Genomic DNA, 14748 nt, shown 5'->3' on the forward strand with positions numbered 1-14748 from the left:
TCATGGTTTCGTGCTGGTCGCCTTGGGGATCGCGGTGAAGGGGAAGTGCGGCGGCTCCACGCCGGGCACGCACTGGTACTTCGAGAAGTCGGTGACGCCCTCCTCGCGGAGCAGGGCCTCGTCGATCCACGCCTTGCCGCGGCGGGCCGACGGCTCGCGCGAGAGCAGCGCGAGCGTCGCGTCGGCGAGGATATCCGCCTTGCGCCAGAGCTCCGGGCCGCCGAGGCCGAAGTTGATCGTGGCGAAGCTCTCGATCGCGGTCGCGGGCCAGAGGGCGTGGGCCGTGATGTTGTGCTCCGCGTACTCGCCGGCGATGGCGTCGGCGATCATCGTCATGCCGAACTTGGAGACCGCATAGGCCCCGTGGTGGGCGCAGGCCCCGGCGTCGACGGGGGGCGACATCATGATGATGTGGCCGTATTTTTGCGCGATCATCTGGGGGAGGACGGCCTGCGAGAGGGCGAACGACGCGCGCACGTTGATGCCCATGATGAGGTCGAACTTCTTCATGGGTGTGTCCACGACGTCGGCCCACCAGAGCGCGCCCGCGTTGTTGATGAGCGCGTCGATGCGCCCGAGGCGCTCGACGGCCGTGGCCACGGCGCCCCTGCAGGCCTCGTCGTCGCGGACATCGAGCTTGATGGGCAGGGCGCGGCGGCCGAGCTGCTCGACCTCGCGGGCGACGTCGTGGATCGTGCCCGGGAGGCGCGGGTTCTCGGCGACCTCCGTCTTCGCGGCGACGACGATATCCGCGCCTTCTCGCGCGCAGGCGAGGGCGACGGCCCGTCCGATCCCGCGGGAAGCTCCTGTGATGAAGACAACGCGGTCCTTGAGGCGCATGGTCGGCGGTCATAGCACAGGAGCCGCCGCGGGTGCGGCCTCGCGGTTCGCAGTCGAGCGGCCGTGCTGCGGGGTCGCCGCGTGATCATCAGGGCGTCAGGCCGTCGGGCCGTCAGGCCGCCTTTCCACGAGCGCGGCAGCCGGCATGCCGGGCGGATGAGATGGCGCGCGCGTACGGCGGGAGGCCACATCCACCACCACCCCGCGCATGACGCAGGGACGAGCTCTGCCGCGGACGTGAGCGGGCGAGGGCGCTCAGGCGAGCGGCGTGGCGGTGTGGCGTGGAGCGGGGGAGTCGCGCGGAATTTCATGGGCGTTCGATTGACCTGCTGCTGACATGCGGCCTGTGGCGGCGCGCGTCGACGCGCGATCCACGGCGGGCGGAGGCGGAGGCTCCCAGGGTGTCGTCGCCCCCACGGGCTTCCGATCGCGGTCTGTCGCCGGACACGGATACCCACCCTTCGGACCAGGGGAGATGTTGTGTCCTGATGGCTCCATGTCTCACACCGTCCTTGCGTGAAGAAATCCTGTGTCGCCGAGCTCCGGGAAGCTCGGTTTCATGGGTCTTGAAAAGATCCAGCGATCCGGCGGCAAATCATGCGTGCCAGCGTGTTTCGTATCTGGACATGCCAGCGGTCAGGTGACACCGTGTCGTGAGCGAATCGAAGGGAGGCGCTGCGCTGCGTGGGATCGCGCTGTGCGCTACTCCGCCCCCTGAACAACGCTGTACTGGGGTGGCCCGTCGAGGTGTCGTGTGCCCCGGCGTACGTGCTGGCGCGAGCCGCGACGCAGGGGCGGGCCGAGCTCGGACGGGCCCAGAGAACCAAGGAGCATGCATATGAGCGCTTTGCACAGGACGCTTGTCCTCGCCTTCATCGCTGGCTGTTCTGCAGTCGGCTGCCTCGCCTCGACCGAGGTCGGCGAGGAGCCGTCGGCGGAGCTGTCGGACGACCAGTCCTCGCCGCTCGCGGGGGCGGTCTGCGATACCGCGCCGGAGGGCTCGGATGTGGAGCTCTCCTGTCCTGCCGGCGAGGTCATCACGGCGATCCAGTTCGCGAGTTATGGCAGGCCGCGCGGCGTCTGCGGCGGCTACGCGGCCACCTCGTGCAACGCGCCGACGTCGAAGGCCGTCGTGGAGCGCGCGTGCCTCGGAAAGGCGAGCTGCGCCGTGCGGGCGAGCAACGCGACCTTCTCCGGTGATCCGTGCAGGAGGACCGCGAAGCGGCTCTACGTGCAGGCGGCGTGCGGCCCCGCGACGCCGGGCAGCGGCGCGAGCGGCTCGACGAGCGGCGCGGGAGGCGCGGGAGGCGCGGGAGGCGCGGGCGGCGCGGGCGGCTCGACGAGCAGCACCGGGAGCTCGGGCGGCTCGACGAGCGGCACCGGAGGCGCGGGCGGTTCGACGGGCGGTGAGGTCTGCGGCAATGGGGTTTGCGGCGCGGGCGAGGACTGCTCGAGCTGCTCGAGCGACTGCGGCGCATGCCAGATGTGCAGCGGCGCCGGGCCCAGCACGACTCCGCTCGACACCGAGGAGCAGGCGTTCCTCACCATCATCAACCAGTATCGCGCGCAGAACGGCCTCGGGGCGCTCTCGGCCTGCACCTCGATGAACCGCGCCGCTCAGGGGCACAGCGAGGACATGCGCGATCAGAACTATTTCTCGCACACGAGCCTCGACGGCCGGACGCCCTGGACCCGCATGTGCAACGCCTGCTACGAGCTCGGCTGCGGGGGCACCGCCATGGCCGAGAACATCGCCGCTGGCAACTCGACGGCCCAGGCGACGTTCACCCAGTGGAAGAACTCGGACGGCCACAACAAGAACATGCTCGGCTCCGCCTACAAGGTCATCGGCATCGGGCGGGCGACCGGAGGCGGGACCTACGGGTCCTACTGGACCACGGTGTTCGGCGGCAGCTCCGAGGCGAGCTGCAAGTAGGCCAGGCACCCGCGGCGGCGGCCGCCTGCTCGCAACAGCGTGTCACGCGTGAGGCGTTCTGCCATGGCGTGGCGGCGCGACCCGGGAGCCGAGATGGCCTGGGCCGCGCCGCGCTCCGCGGCCGGAGAGCAGCGGCCGAGTGGCGGCCTGCTGATTGCTTCACACCGGGACGGTGGAACAGCAGACCTCCGCGAAAACACATGTCATCTATCTCCTTGGTCCATACCGAATTCCCGGCTTCCACGGAGAGCGCAACGTGCGTGTCTACCTGCCCGACGAGGGGGCGCGTGACGGGCGGCCATCGCCTGTGCTCTTCCTGTTCGATGGGCAGAACGTCTTTCACGACGACCCCTCCTACAGCGGAGGGTGGCACCTTCACGAGGCCGTCCGTGACCTCGCGGATCGAGGTCTCGAAGCGCCGGTCCTTGTGGGGATCGATCACGGCGGGCCCGAGCGGCTGACGGAGCTGTCGCCGTTCCAGGGCGACGGCAGCGAAGGAAAGCTCGACGGTCTTCTGGGCTGGCTCACCTCCGAGATCGTGCCGGCCGTACAGGAGCGCTTCGCGGTGAGGCGCGACCCGGCCAGCACGGCGATCGGCGGCGCATCCATGGGGGGCCTCGCCGCGCTCTATGCTCATTGGCGTTGCCCCGGCGTGTTCGGGGCCGCGCTCTGCATGTCGCCATCGCTCTGGTTCGCCGAGCGCAAGATCTTCGACGTCCTCGCATTTCTGGCCGTCCCGACGAGCTCGAGGCTGTACGTCGACGCCGGCGCTCAGGAGGACGGGGGCTCGGTGCTGCGCGACGCCGCGCGGCTGGTCGAGCAACTTCGCCAGCAGGGTTACAGGGAGGACAACCTGCTGTTCTGCCTGGACGAGGACGGGACCCACTCCGAGGACGCGTGGCGCCGGCGCGCCCCGGGGGCGCTGCAGTTCCTGTTCACCGGGGCCGCCAGGGAGCCGCAGGATGGCGTCGGAGCGCCGGAGGGATCGCAGCAGGCCGCCTGATCTCCTGCGCTTCGGCGCTCTTCGCGCCGGCGGGCCAGGCCCGACCGTCCCCTACCGCCGCCCCTTGCTCCGCTTGCGCGTCCCCTGGACGATGCGCGCCGCATAGCGCGGTATCGGGGCGGTCGCGCCGAGCGCCGCGGACAGGCGGTCGACCTCCGCATCCGAGAACGATGTCTTCCGGAGCGCCGCGATCGCGTCCGCCACGACGTCGCGCGACTCGGGGCGCTCCGCCTGCGTCTTCTCCTCGAGCCAGCGCACGACCTCGGGGAAGCGGCCGGCGAGGGCCGCGATCTGCGCGGGCATCCCCTGCCGGAGGAGGCGCAGCCCCTGCAGCCGCTCGTCCGCGCGCGGGGAGCGATCCGACAGCACGAACGCCTCCTCGAGGCGCTCGACCACCTCCGCGCCCGCCGAGAGCCTGGCGAGCAGCGTGCGCTCGGCGAGCGCCTCGAGCGCGACGTACGCCTGCAGGTAGCCGTCGGTCCAGGACGAGAGCTCGCCGACCACCGCGTCGCCGCGCGCCGCGATGACGGCGCGGAGCGCCGCCACCACCCCGTCGCGCACGACGCGCCGCGGGTCCTCGGCCAGCTCCTCGAGCGCCTCGAGCGGATCGAGCCCGCCCTTCCCGCGGCGCCCGCCGCCCGCGCGCGGCGCCTGCCCCGCTCCGCCCGCCCGCGCCGCGCCCTGCACCGCGAGCGACGCGAGCGCCTGCGCCGCCACGATGAGCGCGTACTCCTCGGCGGTCGCGCAGAGCGCCCGCACGAGCCGCTCGGCCGGCGCCCCGCGGTCCGCGATCGCCGCGCCGACCGCCCGCGCGAGATCCATGTTTACGCGCGGCAAGGGGGCGTTCGGCCCGAGGTCGGGGCCTGGCGCGCGCACCCCGCCGCGCCGGGCGGGCAGCCCGGAGCTGCGATCGAGCAGCGCGAGCAGCTCGGCCGGATCGCCGAGCTGCACGGCGCGCTCGATCGCCGCGTCGATCTTCGGGTTGCGCAGCGCGCCCGGGGGAGTCGCCCCCCGGCGCATATCCGAGGTGTCAGCCATTCAGAACCCCAGGGAAAGACCGACCTCCGGGGAGAGGACGGTGGTCACGGCAGGCAAGGTGAGGCTCGTGCGGAGCGCGAGGGCCTCGATCGGCGCATAGGCGACGCCCGCGCCGACCGACGCGAACCCCTGGCCCGCTTGTGCGTGCGGACATCGGCGCGCAACGTAGCCCACCGGTGTGTCAGCGAGCGCCAGAAAAGCTTGGGGACGGGAAGCCCGCTCACCCGATCCTGGAACACGCCACACGCAGGAGGGACAAATAATCCACAGGTTGTTCCCAGGTTGTGGAAATCCCGTGGGACCCTGGCAACTCCGCGGAGCTGCCCGTCCTGCGCCGATCGCGGGGCGGCAGCCCCTCCAAGCCCCGGCGCCAGCCGAAGCCAGCCCGGGCATGGACGCGCCGCCCACACCGATGCAACTGATTTTTCTGCGATTTCTGGCGCTCCGTGGCCCGGCGCGCCTCTCAATTTCCGGGCGCTAAACTCCCTCCTTCGGAACCAATCTGCAACCCAAAAATCACGTTCCCGAGCCCGGTTTGACAGTCCACATGCTTGTCCACAGATTGGCCACCTGATGGCCCCAGACGGCGCGCAGGTTTCGTGTCGGATGGGGGGCGCCGGGCGAGTTCTCGCTTGTCTTTCGGGTGGCGATCGACATGCGATTGACAAGCTCGCGATGACCTGGGTGGGGGAGGCAGCGGGCGCCGGGGCTCGGCCGGCCGGAGCGCCCGGCGAGCGGTCCATCCGGCGGCCGTCCGGGTGAGGCGGCCGGCTCGGCTCGCTGCGCGCGACGTCGCTGGGCCGCGCGGCGCCGCGCCCGGCGTGCTAGCGGGTGCGCATGCGCGTTCCGGAGATCCCCGAAGAGACGGCGTCGCCCCTGCGCGCCGGCGACCCGCCGGCGCAGGTCGCAGGGCACCCGCTGATCCGGAGGAGCGCGCGCGTCCCACGCTGGCGCGCGCGGCTCGCCGACCACGACGCGGCCTCGCTCGCGGAGCTGCTCCGCCGGGCCGGCGGCACGGCGTCGGCGGCGCGCGCGGTCTCCGGCAAGGTGGTGCGCCACGCCTTCGGCGCCGAGCCGGGCGCGCCTGCGCCGGCCTGGGACGCGCGCGCGCTCGCCGCCCTGGGCGTGGGGGCCTGGGCGCACGAGGCGCTGCTCGCGCTCGATCCGGCGCCGTCGCTCGAGATCGCCGAGCGGGCGCCGGCGCAGGACGACACGCTCCGGCTCGTCCTGCGCGCGGGCGACGGCGCGCTCATCGAGTCGGTGCTGATCCCGGGGCCCGCCCGCACGACGCTCTGCGTCTCGAGCCAGGTCGGCTGCGCCCGGGCCTGCTCGTTCTGCGAGACGGGGCGGCTCGGGCTCGAGCGCCAGCTCGCCGCCGGCGAGATCGTCGATCAGGTCCGGATCGCCCGGGCGCTCGCGGCCGAGCGCGGCGGCGCCCCCCTCAGGAACCTCGTCTTCATGGGGATGGGCGAGCCGTTCGATAACCTCGGCGAGGTGCTGAAGGCCATCCGGCTGCTCACCGATCCGCGGGCCTTCCGGTTCGCGCCGTCGCACGTCACCGTGAGCACCGTCGGGGTGGCGGACAAGATCGAGCCGTTCTTCCGCGACGCGCGCGCCGAGCTCGCCGTCAGCCTCAACGCCCCGGACGACGCCCGCAGGCAGGCGATCATGCCCGTGAACGCGCGCTTCTCGATGGCGGCGCTGAAGGAGGCGATCGCGCGGGCGCTGCCGCCGGGGCGGCGCGTGCTCTTCGAGTACGTGCTCTTCGATCGCTTCAACGACGCCCCGGAGGACGCGGATCTGCTCGCGGCGTACGTCGCCGGGCTCCGGTGCCGGGTGAACGTCATCCCCTGCAACCCCGGCCCGGATCCGGCGCTGCGCCCGCCGTCCGCCGCGCGGCTCGACGCCTTCGTGGCGCGGCTGTCCGGCCACGGCGTGACGACGCTCGTGCGGCGGCCGCGGGGGCGCGACGTGGGCGGCGCCTGCGGTCAGCTCGCGGGCATGGCCCGCCTCAGGCAGCCAGAGCCAGCGTGAGGGCGGCGCCGCGGGCGAGCGGGGCCCCGACGCGGAGCGCCCCATGGCCCGCCGCGAACGTACGGGCGATCTTCCCCGAACGCTGGTCCATCCGGACGAGCACCGCGCGCTTGCCCGTCTCGCCGGTGTGCCCGAGCGTCGCGAGCAAGGAGAGCAGGTCGGTCCATACCCTGTCGCGCCAGCGCCTCAGCAGGAACATCACGACGCTCGAGACGGCGCGCTCCACGTCCCGGCTGAAGGTCGCGGTCCGGGCGAGCGGGCAGCGATAACGAGCGCGCAGGATCGCGAAGATTTCCGGCATCGCCGCCGCGAGAATTTCATTCACAAGGTCGTGGTCGTGACGGTAGCGGTCGAGAAGCCGGGCGTCCTGCGCCGCGCCGTGCTGGACGATGTTCCGGTAGAGCCCGAGGGCCAGGTCGTAGTTGATGTGCGCGTTGATGCCGAGCAGCCCGTGCACCGCCGCCGCCGGCCCGCCCGCGCTGGCGCACTGGAACGCGACGTCCCACGCCTCGATGCCCGTCGACCGCCCGTCCAGCGACGCCGCGAGGGCCGTCAGGTAGTACTCGCAGAAGATCCCCGCCAGGCGCGAGATCCACGCCGGCTCGAGGAACCGGCCATCCGATCCGTCGACGATCGCCTCTTTCACGCGGCGCGTGATCACGGCGTAGACGTCGGGGAACACCGCCCGCGGGTCGTTCCTCTCGCGCAGCCGCGCGGCGACCGTCTCCAGCGCGATCAGCGCCTCGGAGACGTTCGCCGGCGTCATCGTCACGCCCTGCAGGACGGGATGACGCGCGGTGGACACCGCGGGACGGGACGCAGCCAATGACCGCGTCTGCTTGCTCCTCATCGCCAGGGGTCGATCCGAAGTAAGGGTCTTCATGGCTGCGCTGAGCGAGCGAATTCAAGGATCGTGCCCGTATGTCCGGTCCGCAGTCGTACACAGCCACAGGATGTATGAGCGCGCGCAGCGCGGAGCTCGAGCGCGCGATCGGCGCCTGCATGCTCGTTCGCCTGCTCTCCCTTCACGTCGGATTTCCCGCGAATACAGAGGAGAACGTTCGCCCGTCGGTCCAGGGCGAGGGGGCGAGGCTCCGGTGGCGCCACACGGCTACCAGCGGCGGTCTCGTCGGGTGGTGCCCGCGTCGACGTCGTGTCCCGACGCGGTGAGAGCGCAGGCCGGCGCACCAAAGTGCCCCATGGGGCAGATTGTGACGCGCGGACGGGTTCCCTCGAGGCAAAATAAGGAATCCCCCGACGCCGTGCACACCTTGGCAAACCGGGTGCGGCGGTGTGTGCTGGACTGCGCGGGCGTTTTCGGGTTTCGGCCGGCCGGGTGATGCGCCGTATCCTGGCGCGGAGCGCTCCGCGCCTGCGCGCGGCCCTCGACGCCGCCTGGCGGCGGCGAGGGCGGTTGCGCTCCTCCGCGGATGGCCCTGCCGAGCACCATGAGCTTCCTCAAGATCGTCTGTTCCGAGCCCAGAAACGACCTCGCCTCCTTCCTCCAGTCGCTGCCGATCGAGCCCGCGGGGCCGGCCATCGCGCTCGTGATGGGCACCGCGGATCTCGCCTATCCGCTCGTGGCCGCGCGGACCTTCCTCGCGTCGGCGAGGGAGGTGGGCGCGTCGCACCTCCTCTGGGTGGCGCCGTACTTCCCTCCCTCGAGCCGGGTGGGGCAGCAGATCCGCGACGCCGAGGCGTCCGTGCGCGCCTCCGGCCAGGCGGTGACCACGGTCTGGCACGGACCTCTGCTGAGCGCGCTCAACCTCTGGCGCGAGGACATCCGGCTCCGCCGCACGCTGCCGCTGCCGCTGGGCGGCGGCGCGTTGCCCTGGGTGGCGCCCGCGGACGTGGCCCGCAGGGCGATCCGCGCGCTGGAGCAGCCCGCCGCGCCGGCGCCCGTCGTGTGCGGCCCCGCCGCGTGCTCGGGCGCCGAGGTGGCGGCCGCGCTCTCCCGCGGCCTCCGCGCCGGCCTGACGAGCGAGCGCTTCGCCTGGCGCCGGTTCGAGGAGATCGATCGCGACCACGACCGCAAGCTCAGCGAGGATGAGCTCCTGCCGTACCTCACCGGCCTCGGGATGCGGGCCGACGAGGCGAAGGCGCTGCTCCTGGCCGCGGACACGACCGGGGACGGGACCATCGACTTCGAGGAGTTCACCGCCGGGCTGCGGGGGCGGCTCGACAACCTGGTCCAGCAGCTGCTGCGCGAGGACTCGTTCGAGCTCCGGTACGTGGACACCCCGGCCGATCGGGCCGCGGCGGCGCTCGTCCAGGCGGGCCTGCGGAAGGCGGCGGCCGAGGCGCTGATCGAGGGCTGGGCGAGCCTGGCCAGGGAGGGGATCCCCGCGGACGTCCGCGGGTCCGACGAGGCCTGGCTCGAGCTGCCGCCCGCGAGCGTCGATGCCTGGGCCGAGCGGCACGCGCTCGATTTCGTCAACGTCCACCTCCTGCCCGGGCAGGGGCTGCTCTCCCGGCGCGAGGGGGTCGTCGAGAGCAGCGCCGCGATGGGCGCCCTGGCCGGCAAGGAGGCCGCGATCTCGAAGATCGTCGACGGCGCCGGCCGAATCCTGTCGCTCTCCCGCGCGCTCGACGGGAGCGGCGTCTCGGCGCGGTGGCTCGACGCGCCCATGGAGAGCCTCCGGTGGGTGCCGTGCGGGGATCGCGACAAGCGCCGCGCGCTGCTCCTGTCGAGCGGGCAGCTCACGGGGCTGCACGTCGAGGGGGAATGGAACGACCTCCCGTCGGCGATGCGGCTGCTCATGGCGCGCGGCCCGCTGCCCGGCTGGCAGCTCACGACGTTCCGGGAGCTCGGCGAGCTGAAGATCGATCAACCCGCGGCGCTGTTCGAGCCGAACGAGGTCGTGTGCAACTGCGCCGGGGTCAAGCGCGGGCAGATCACGAGCCTCATCGAGGCCGGGTGCGCGACGCCCGCCGAGCTGTCGGAGCGGACGCGGGCGGGCCAGATCTGCGGCGGCTGCGCCCCGGCGCTCGCCGAGATGTTCGGCGGATCGAGCCTCCAGCAGGCCGAGGTGAAGGCCGCGCGGGAGCTCTCCCCCGGGATCTTCCAGATCACGCTCTCGCCGGTCGGCGGCGCGCCGGCGGCGTCGGTGCCCGGGCAGCACGTGCTCGTGCAGGGCTACCTCGATCGGCGCTGGGTGGCGCGCGCGTACACGCTCTCGGCGCCGGCGCGCGCCGGCGGCGACTACGAGATCACGGTGAAGCGCGAGGAGCTCGGGGTGTTCTCGCGGTGGCTGTGCGAGCGCGCCGCGGCCTCGCTGCTGCGCGCGTCGGCGCCGAAGGGCAGCTTCGTCCTTCCGGCGCCGCCCGTGGAGCGGGTGGTGTTCCTCGCGGGCGGGATCGGCGTCACGCCGGCGATGGCGATGCTGCGGGCGCTCGACGGCAGGGCCGGCCGCCCCGACGCGCGGGCCTTCCTCCTCGACTGGTCGGCGTCGCGCGCCGCGGATTTCGCCTATTTCGAGGAGGATCTGCGGGCGATCGCCGGCCGTACGCCCGGCGTCGCGTTCCGCCTGCGCGCGACGAAGGCGGAGGGGCGGCTGTCCAGGGAGCAGGTGGCCGAGCTGTATCCTTACCGGCCGGGATCGCGGGCGCTCGTGTGTGGCCCCGATGCCTTCATGCGCGACGCGCAGGAGCACCTGCGCGCGGTGGGCTGGCCGCCGGACGCCATCCAGCGGGAGCTGTTCAGCTCGAACGTCGACACCGCCGGCGAGGTCCGCCCGACGCCGCTCCGGCGCGCCGGCGCGGCGCGGGCGGCTGGCGGCGTGTGTCCGGTCGAGCACGGGTCGTTTCACGTGACCCCCACCGCGCCCGAGGCGGTGCCGACCGAGGCCGAGGCGTTCCTGCGCCAGTGCTACGCGGAGCTCGGGGTGCCCTCGGCGGTGGAAGAGCGCTGGCAGGAGGTGCGGGCGAGCCTGGAGAAGCACGGGACGTACACGCACCTGCCCGACGAGCTCGCCTATGGCGCCCGGCTCGCGTGGCGCAACAGCTCGCGCTGCATCGGGCGCTTCTTCTGGTCGACGCTCCACGTGCGCGATCTGCGCCACCTGAAGACGGAGGAGGAGATCTTCCAGGCGCTCGTCGAGCACCTCGATCTGGCGACCAACGGGGGTGACATCCGGGCGACCATGACGGTGTTCAGGCCGGGTGAGCCGCGGATCCGCATCTGGAACGGCCAGCTGGTCCGCTATGCGGGCTACCGGCTCCCGGAGGGCGGCATCCTCGGCGATCCGGGGAACGTGGAGCTGACGGACCAAGCGCTCGCGCTGGGCTGGCCGGGCGGGGAGCGGACGCGCTTCGACCTGCTGCCGCTGATCATCCAGATCGGCGAGGGCCGGCCGAAGTGGTTCGAGCTGCCGCGGGAGAAGGTGCTCGAGGTGCCGATCGAGCACCCGCGGTATGCGTGGTTCGCCGAGCTCGGGCTGAAGTGGCACGCGCTGCCGGCGGTCTCCAACCTGGCCCTCGATCTCGGCGGGATCCAGTACACGGCGGCGCCGTTCAACGGCTTTTACATGGGCACCGAGATCGGCGCGCGCAACCTGAGCGACGTGACGCGGTACGACCAGCTGCCGCTCATCGCGGATCGCCTCGGGCTGGACCGGACGCGCAGCGACACGCTGTGGCAGGACGCCGCGCTGGTCGAGCTGAACGTCGCGGTGCTGCACTCGTTCCGGCAGGCCAAGGTGCGGATGATGGACCACCACACGCTCTCGGAGTACTTCAAGAAGTTCGAGCAGCAGGAGCGGCAGTGCGAGCGCCCGGTGTACGCGGACTGGACGTGGATCGTCCCGCCGATGTCGGCGTCGACCATGGCGGTGTTCCACACCAACATGGAGAACAAGATCCTGAAGCCGAACTACCTGTATCAGGACGATCCGTGGAAGGAGCGGAAGGGGTAGCGGCGAAGGCGGGCGCATCCACGAGTCGCCTGAGTTCCTCCCTGGCTGAGAGAGGTCGTGCCGAGACGCCCGGCCCCCGGAGGGGGTGCTCGTCGCGCGGGCGCGGGGTGGGGCCCCGCCGAGCTCGCCTGAGCCCTCTCGCGTGCTTCGGCGTATGGTGGAACTCGAAACGGGAGGCAAGCGCGCAGCCGCCCGACCCCGACGGGACGAAGAGCCGTCCCTACCGCGACCGTTCAGAATATCCTATTGAGGGCGCGTCAGCTGCCAGTAGCCATCCAGCTCGCTGGACATGAAGGAAATGCGACGGTCGCTGCCGCACAAAGTCTCCCATCTGTTTTTTACCCTATCGGAAATGGTCACGTGATTCCAGACGGTCCGATCCAGCAGGAACCGTCCACGGGCAATTGCGGCGCTGATGGTGTCGTAGCCATGCGCCCGGATCACGCGGCGAGCGCTGTCAAAGTCTATGAGAACTCGTTGCTGCGGAAGATTCGCCCCGATCGCGAGGCTGATGATGCGATCCGCGCACTTCACTACCTGTTGAAGACGTCCACCCCGATCATCTCGCTCGTCATCGAAAATGATGACATAGCCGTCGAAAAGGCTCTTGGTGACCTCTCCCCCGTGCTTGCTTACTTCCTCTGCGATGATCAGGTCGTATTCGCGGAGGCGTCGCTCTTCCGCGGTGCCAAGCTTCGTATCCTCGAGATCTGTTATTATCACGTAAGCGTTAAATTGACGGTCATTTCGATTGATAGGCAGCCACGTCCATCGTCGGTGCTTGGCCTCTCGCTCGAGGGGCTCCAGTCTGTTGACTAGATCTCTCGTCTTCTCGGGAGACATCGGCAGGCCAGAGGTGACTTCGCCATTCCTCCCTCGGATCAGCTTATACGCTTCTCTGAGGTCCGTGGAAGGATTCCTGATAAAGCATTCTTCAAGCTCGGGCTGGTCATGATCTAGGACGTGGATGAGCACCGCGGTCATGCTCTTGTCAACAGCTCGCTGAATGTGCTCTTGCTTTCTCTTCAGATCAGATCGGAACTTCTGCCAGCGCTTCAAATCTGCAAATGACCTCAAGAAGTAGGTGTACTTGACGCCGGTGGCAAGGTTCTGAACCATCGTGCGTTGAATCTCCTCATGCTTGTCGCCGAGGAAGTTTGGCGTTACCACCCAGAACGCCCTCAGGGAGGGATCTACCGCAGCCTTACGGGTTCCATCCTCCCAATCCGCGAGCTCTGGCACTGTCTTGAACGGCCCCAAACGCGTCGCCGGTGTCTTCCATATACCCACTGATTCCTCGACGATTACCTTGACCCTTACGTCGGAGAGCGCGCGTCCAGTCGCTTGAGCAAGCTTTCTCTGGAGGCGCAGGCGCTTCGCATTCAGCTCTTCCCGCTCTGGAATCTTTGGAGCGAAGCTGTTGGAGCGGTACGCCCATATGTCTGAACGCTCAAACAAGAACCAGCCGCCGATGTCGATGCCATTGTCGCCGCATATCTTGACGATGGCGTCCAGCGAAAGGGGCTCCCTCTTGTCGTCGGCGCCCTTCAAGATGTCGACCATGTAGTGAATCTCGACGCGGAACGATGTCTTGCGGGTGTCGAACCGTACCGCTCCTTGTAGTCCCTTCAGCTGAGGGGAGTCTGATCCTTCAGCGTCGTCTGACACGACCGCCACCACGCGCTCAAGCTCGACGACGATCCCTTTGATGTTCTCGAGCTCCGCCAGCGTCTCTTCTACCAGCGTCGCGATATCGTGCTTGTTGTCGTCGAGAAGGCTGGTCGTAAAATACTCCAAGGACTCCTGGTCGACGCCGGGCGTATGAATCTCATAGGTGTCCTTGAGCTCGTCTCTCTGGGGGCCTCTGGAGAACCGCGACACGCGCGTGATCTTTGTGGGTATTTCGCGCTCGTTGAAGCGCTGCGCCCACGCCTCAATCAGCGGCAGCGCTGTGCCCCCATCGATATGCAGGTGCATCGTGCCTATTCTTCGAAAGAATCCTTCGTAGAATAGCCTCTTGTTTGATCTGTGACGCATCGCGGGAGCCGCGAGAGCGCTGGTGTCCCTGTCGGGAGGACTCTGTTCTTGCAAGGTTGCGGACACCACGACGCCGGCCGCCGGTACGGCGGTTTCCTCGGGCGACATAACCAGGCGAATTTTCGTCGCGTCTTCTCCCTTGCGAACCAAGAGCCTCGGGATGTCCGATGAATTGGCTGGCGCGTCTGCGCTCAGCTCGACCTGGGAGAGCCCTAGCTCGAACGCTTCCGCGACAGTCCTTCCGAAGGCCAGCGCCTCGTAGAAGCCCGCTGCAAATGCGATCGCAGACGCGTCGGGCACCGCACGCGACATCCCGACAACACACGGGATCCACTCCACGATCGCTTGGGCCTGGACCTCCGAGTAACAGGCGTTGAGCACCACGCAGCAGATCTTGTCTTTGAGTTGCTTGAAAACCCGCGAGAGCGTCGCGGGCGGGATCGCGCGACGGCTCCGGTCTGCTTCGTTCAGAAATACCAGCTCGCCGGTCATCGACCCGTGTCCACTAAAGTGGACGACTTCGGGGCGGGCATCCATGAGCTCATAGGGAAGATCTATGGCGCGTAGCGCGGGAGCCACTTTGATGTCGAACAACTTCCGGTACTCCGCCCGCCGAATACGCTGGCCGATCTGCCGTAACTCTTCGTCGAGCTGTAGCGCGGCTGTGTCCGACGGGTTAGCGGACAAGAAGAGGATCTTGGTGACCGTCGACGTGCGCATCGACTCCTCCAATTCACGTGGCATAGCGCGCGGGATGCGTAGCCATGAACGTGGCCGAATCGCGGAACAAGGAAATCCGAAAAGTCTCGTCGTGTCAAGCGCGTCGTCGGACTATCCGGTGGATGCGGGCACCGATTGCTCGCCGGGTACTACAGTCGTACTTCGGCGAGGCAGTCGGCCCCATCCTGCCGCCGCAGGCCCCCCCAGGTCGGCGGGGCTCGTGCATG

General features: G+C 69.8%; 9 protein-coding genes. 4 read left to right on the plus strand and 5 right to left on the minus strand.

Going from position 1 to position 14748, the window contains the following annotated elements:
* Positions 1-840 (minus strand): SDR family oxidoreductase, encoded by an 840-nt coding sequence (locus tag WMF34_RS08310; protein WP_012234211.1) that lies wholly within the window; start codon positions 838-840, stop codon positions 1-3.
* An 838-nt stretch (positions 841-1678) separates the two neighbouring features.
* On the opposite strand from WMF34_RS08310, the gene WMF34_RS08315 reads away from it, so the two are divergent.
* Both WMF34_RS08315 and WMF34_RS08320 read left to right on the plus strand, forming a co-directional pair.
* Positions 1679-2776, plus strand: a complete 1098-nt coding sequence (locus WMF34_RS08315) for a CAP domain-containing protein (RefSeq protein WP_012234212.1) — start codon at positions 1679-1681, stop codon at positions 2774-2776.
* A gap of 172 nt (positions 2777-2948) precedes the next feature.
* Complete coding sequence (locus WMF34_RS08320) at positions 2949-3779, plus strand: alpha/beta hydrolase (protein WP_437992948.1); 831 nt, start codon at positions 2949-2951, stop codon at positions 3777-3779.
* Positions 3780-3830: 51 nt separating this feature from the next.
* Here the strand turns inward: WMF34_RS08320 and WMF34_RS08325 are convergent, their stop codons facing one another.
* Both WMF34_RS08325 and WMF34_RS08330 read right to left on the minus strand, forming a co-directional pair.
* The gene (locus tag WMF34_RS08325) at positions 3831-4817 is read right to left on the minus strand and encodes a hypothetical protein (RefSeq protein WP_437992949.1); all 987 of its coding nucleotides are present in this window, start codon (positions 4815-4817) and stop codon (positions 3831-3833) included.
* Entirely contained in the window at positions 4818-4991 is a 174-nt protein-coding gene (locus WMF34_RS08330) for a hypothetical protein (RefSeq protein ID WP_157906536.1), read from the minus strand. It abuts the gene before it with no gap.
* Positions 4992-5654: 663 nt separating this feature from the next.
* On the opposite strand from WMF34_RS08330, the gene rlmN reads away from it, so the two are divergent.
* The gene (gene rlmN, locus WMF34_RS08335; protein ID WP_012234215.1) at positions 5655-6851 is read left to right on the plus strand and encodes a 23S rRNA (adenine(2503)-C(2))-methyltransferase RlmN; all 1197 of its coding nucleotides are present in this window, start codon (positions 5655-5657) and stop codon (positions 6849-6851) included.
* Here the strand turns inward: rlmN and WMF34_RS08340 are convergent.
* Complete coding sequence (locus WMF34_RS08340; RefSeq protein ID WP_437992950.1) at positions 6829-7677, minus strand: DUF5995 family protein; 849 nt, start codon at positions 7675-7677, stop codon at positions 6829-6831. The genes rlmN and WMF34_RS08340 overlap by 23 nt on opposite strands.
* Before the next feature lie 622 nt (positions 7678-8299).
* Here WMF34_RS08340 and WMF34_RS08345 point away from each other — a divergent pair.
* Complete coding sequence (locus tag WMF34_RS08345) at positions 8300-11764, plus strand: nitric oxide synthase oxygenase (RefSeq protein WP_437992951.1); 3465 nt, start codon at positions 8300-8302, stop codon at positions 11762-11764.
* A gap of 243 nt (positions 11765-12007) precedes the next feature.
* Here the strand turns inward: WMF34_RS08345 and WMF34_RS08350 are convergent, their stop codons facing one another.
* Complete coding sequence (locus WMF34_RS08350) at positions 12008-14521, minus strand: CHAT domain-containing protein (RefSeq protein ID WP_437992952.1); 2514 nt, start codon at positions 14519-14521, stop codon at positions 12008-12010.
* Positions 14522-14748: the final 227 nt, after the last annotated feature.

The sequence above is a fragment of the Sorangium sp. So ce145 genome, from assembly GCF_051525985.1.
GTDB classification, from domain to species: Bacteria; Myxococcota_A; Polyangia; order Polyangiales; family Polyangiaceae; genus Sorangium; species Sorangium cellulosum_B.

Excerpts from the sequence above, each read along its gene's own strand:
- WMF34_RS08325 (WP_437992949.1), bottom strand. The coding sequence starts at position 4,817 with ATGGCTGACACCTCGGATATGCGCCGGGGGGCGACTCCCCCGGGCGCG.
- WMF34_RS08315 (WP_012234212.1), top strand. The coding sequence starts at position 1,679 with ATGAGCGCTTTGCACAGGACGCTTGTCCTCGCCTTCATCGCTGGCTGT.
- WMF34_RS08345 (WP_437992951.1), top strand. The coding sequence starts at position 8,300 with ATGAGCTTCCTCAAGATCGTCTGTTCCGAGCCCAGAAACGACCTCGCC.
- rlmN (WP_012234215.1), top strand. The coding sequence starts at position 5,655 with ATGCGCGTTCCGGAGATCCCCGAAGAGACGGCGTCGCCCCTGCGCGCC.
- WMF34_RS08310 (WP_012234211.1), bottom strand. The coding sequence starts at position 840 with ATGCGCCTCAAGGACCGCGTTGTCTTCATCACAGGAGCTTCCCGCGGG.
- WMF34_RS08350 (WP_437992952.1), bottom strand. The coding sequence starts at position 14,521 with ATGCGCACGTCGACGGTCACCAAGATCCTCTTCTTGTCCGCTAACCCG.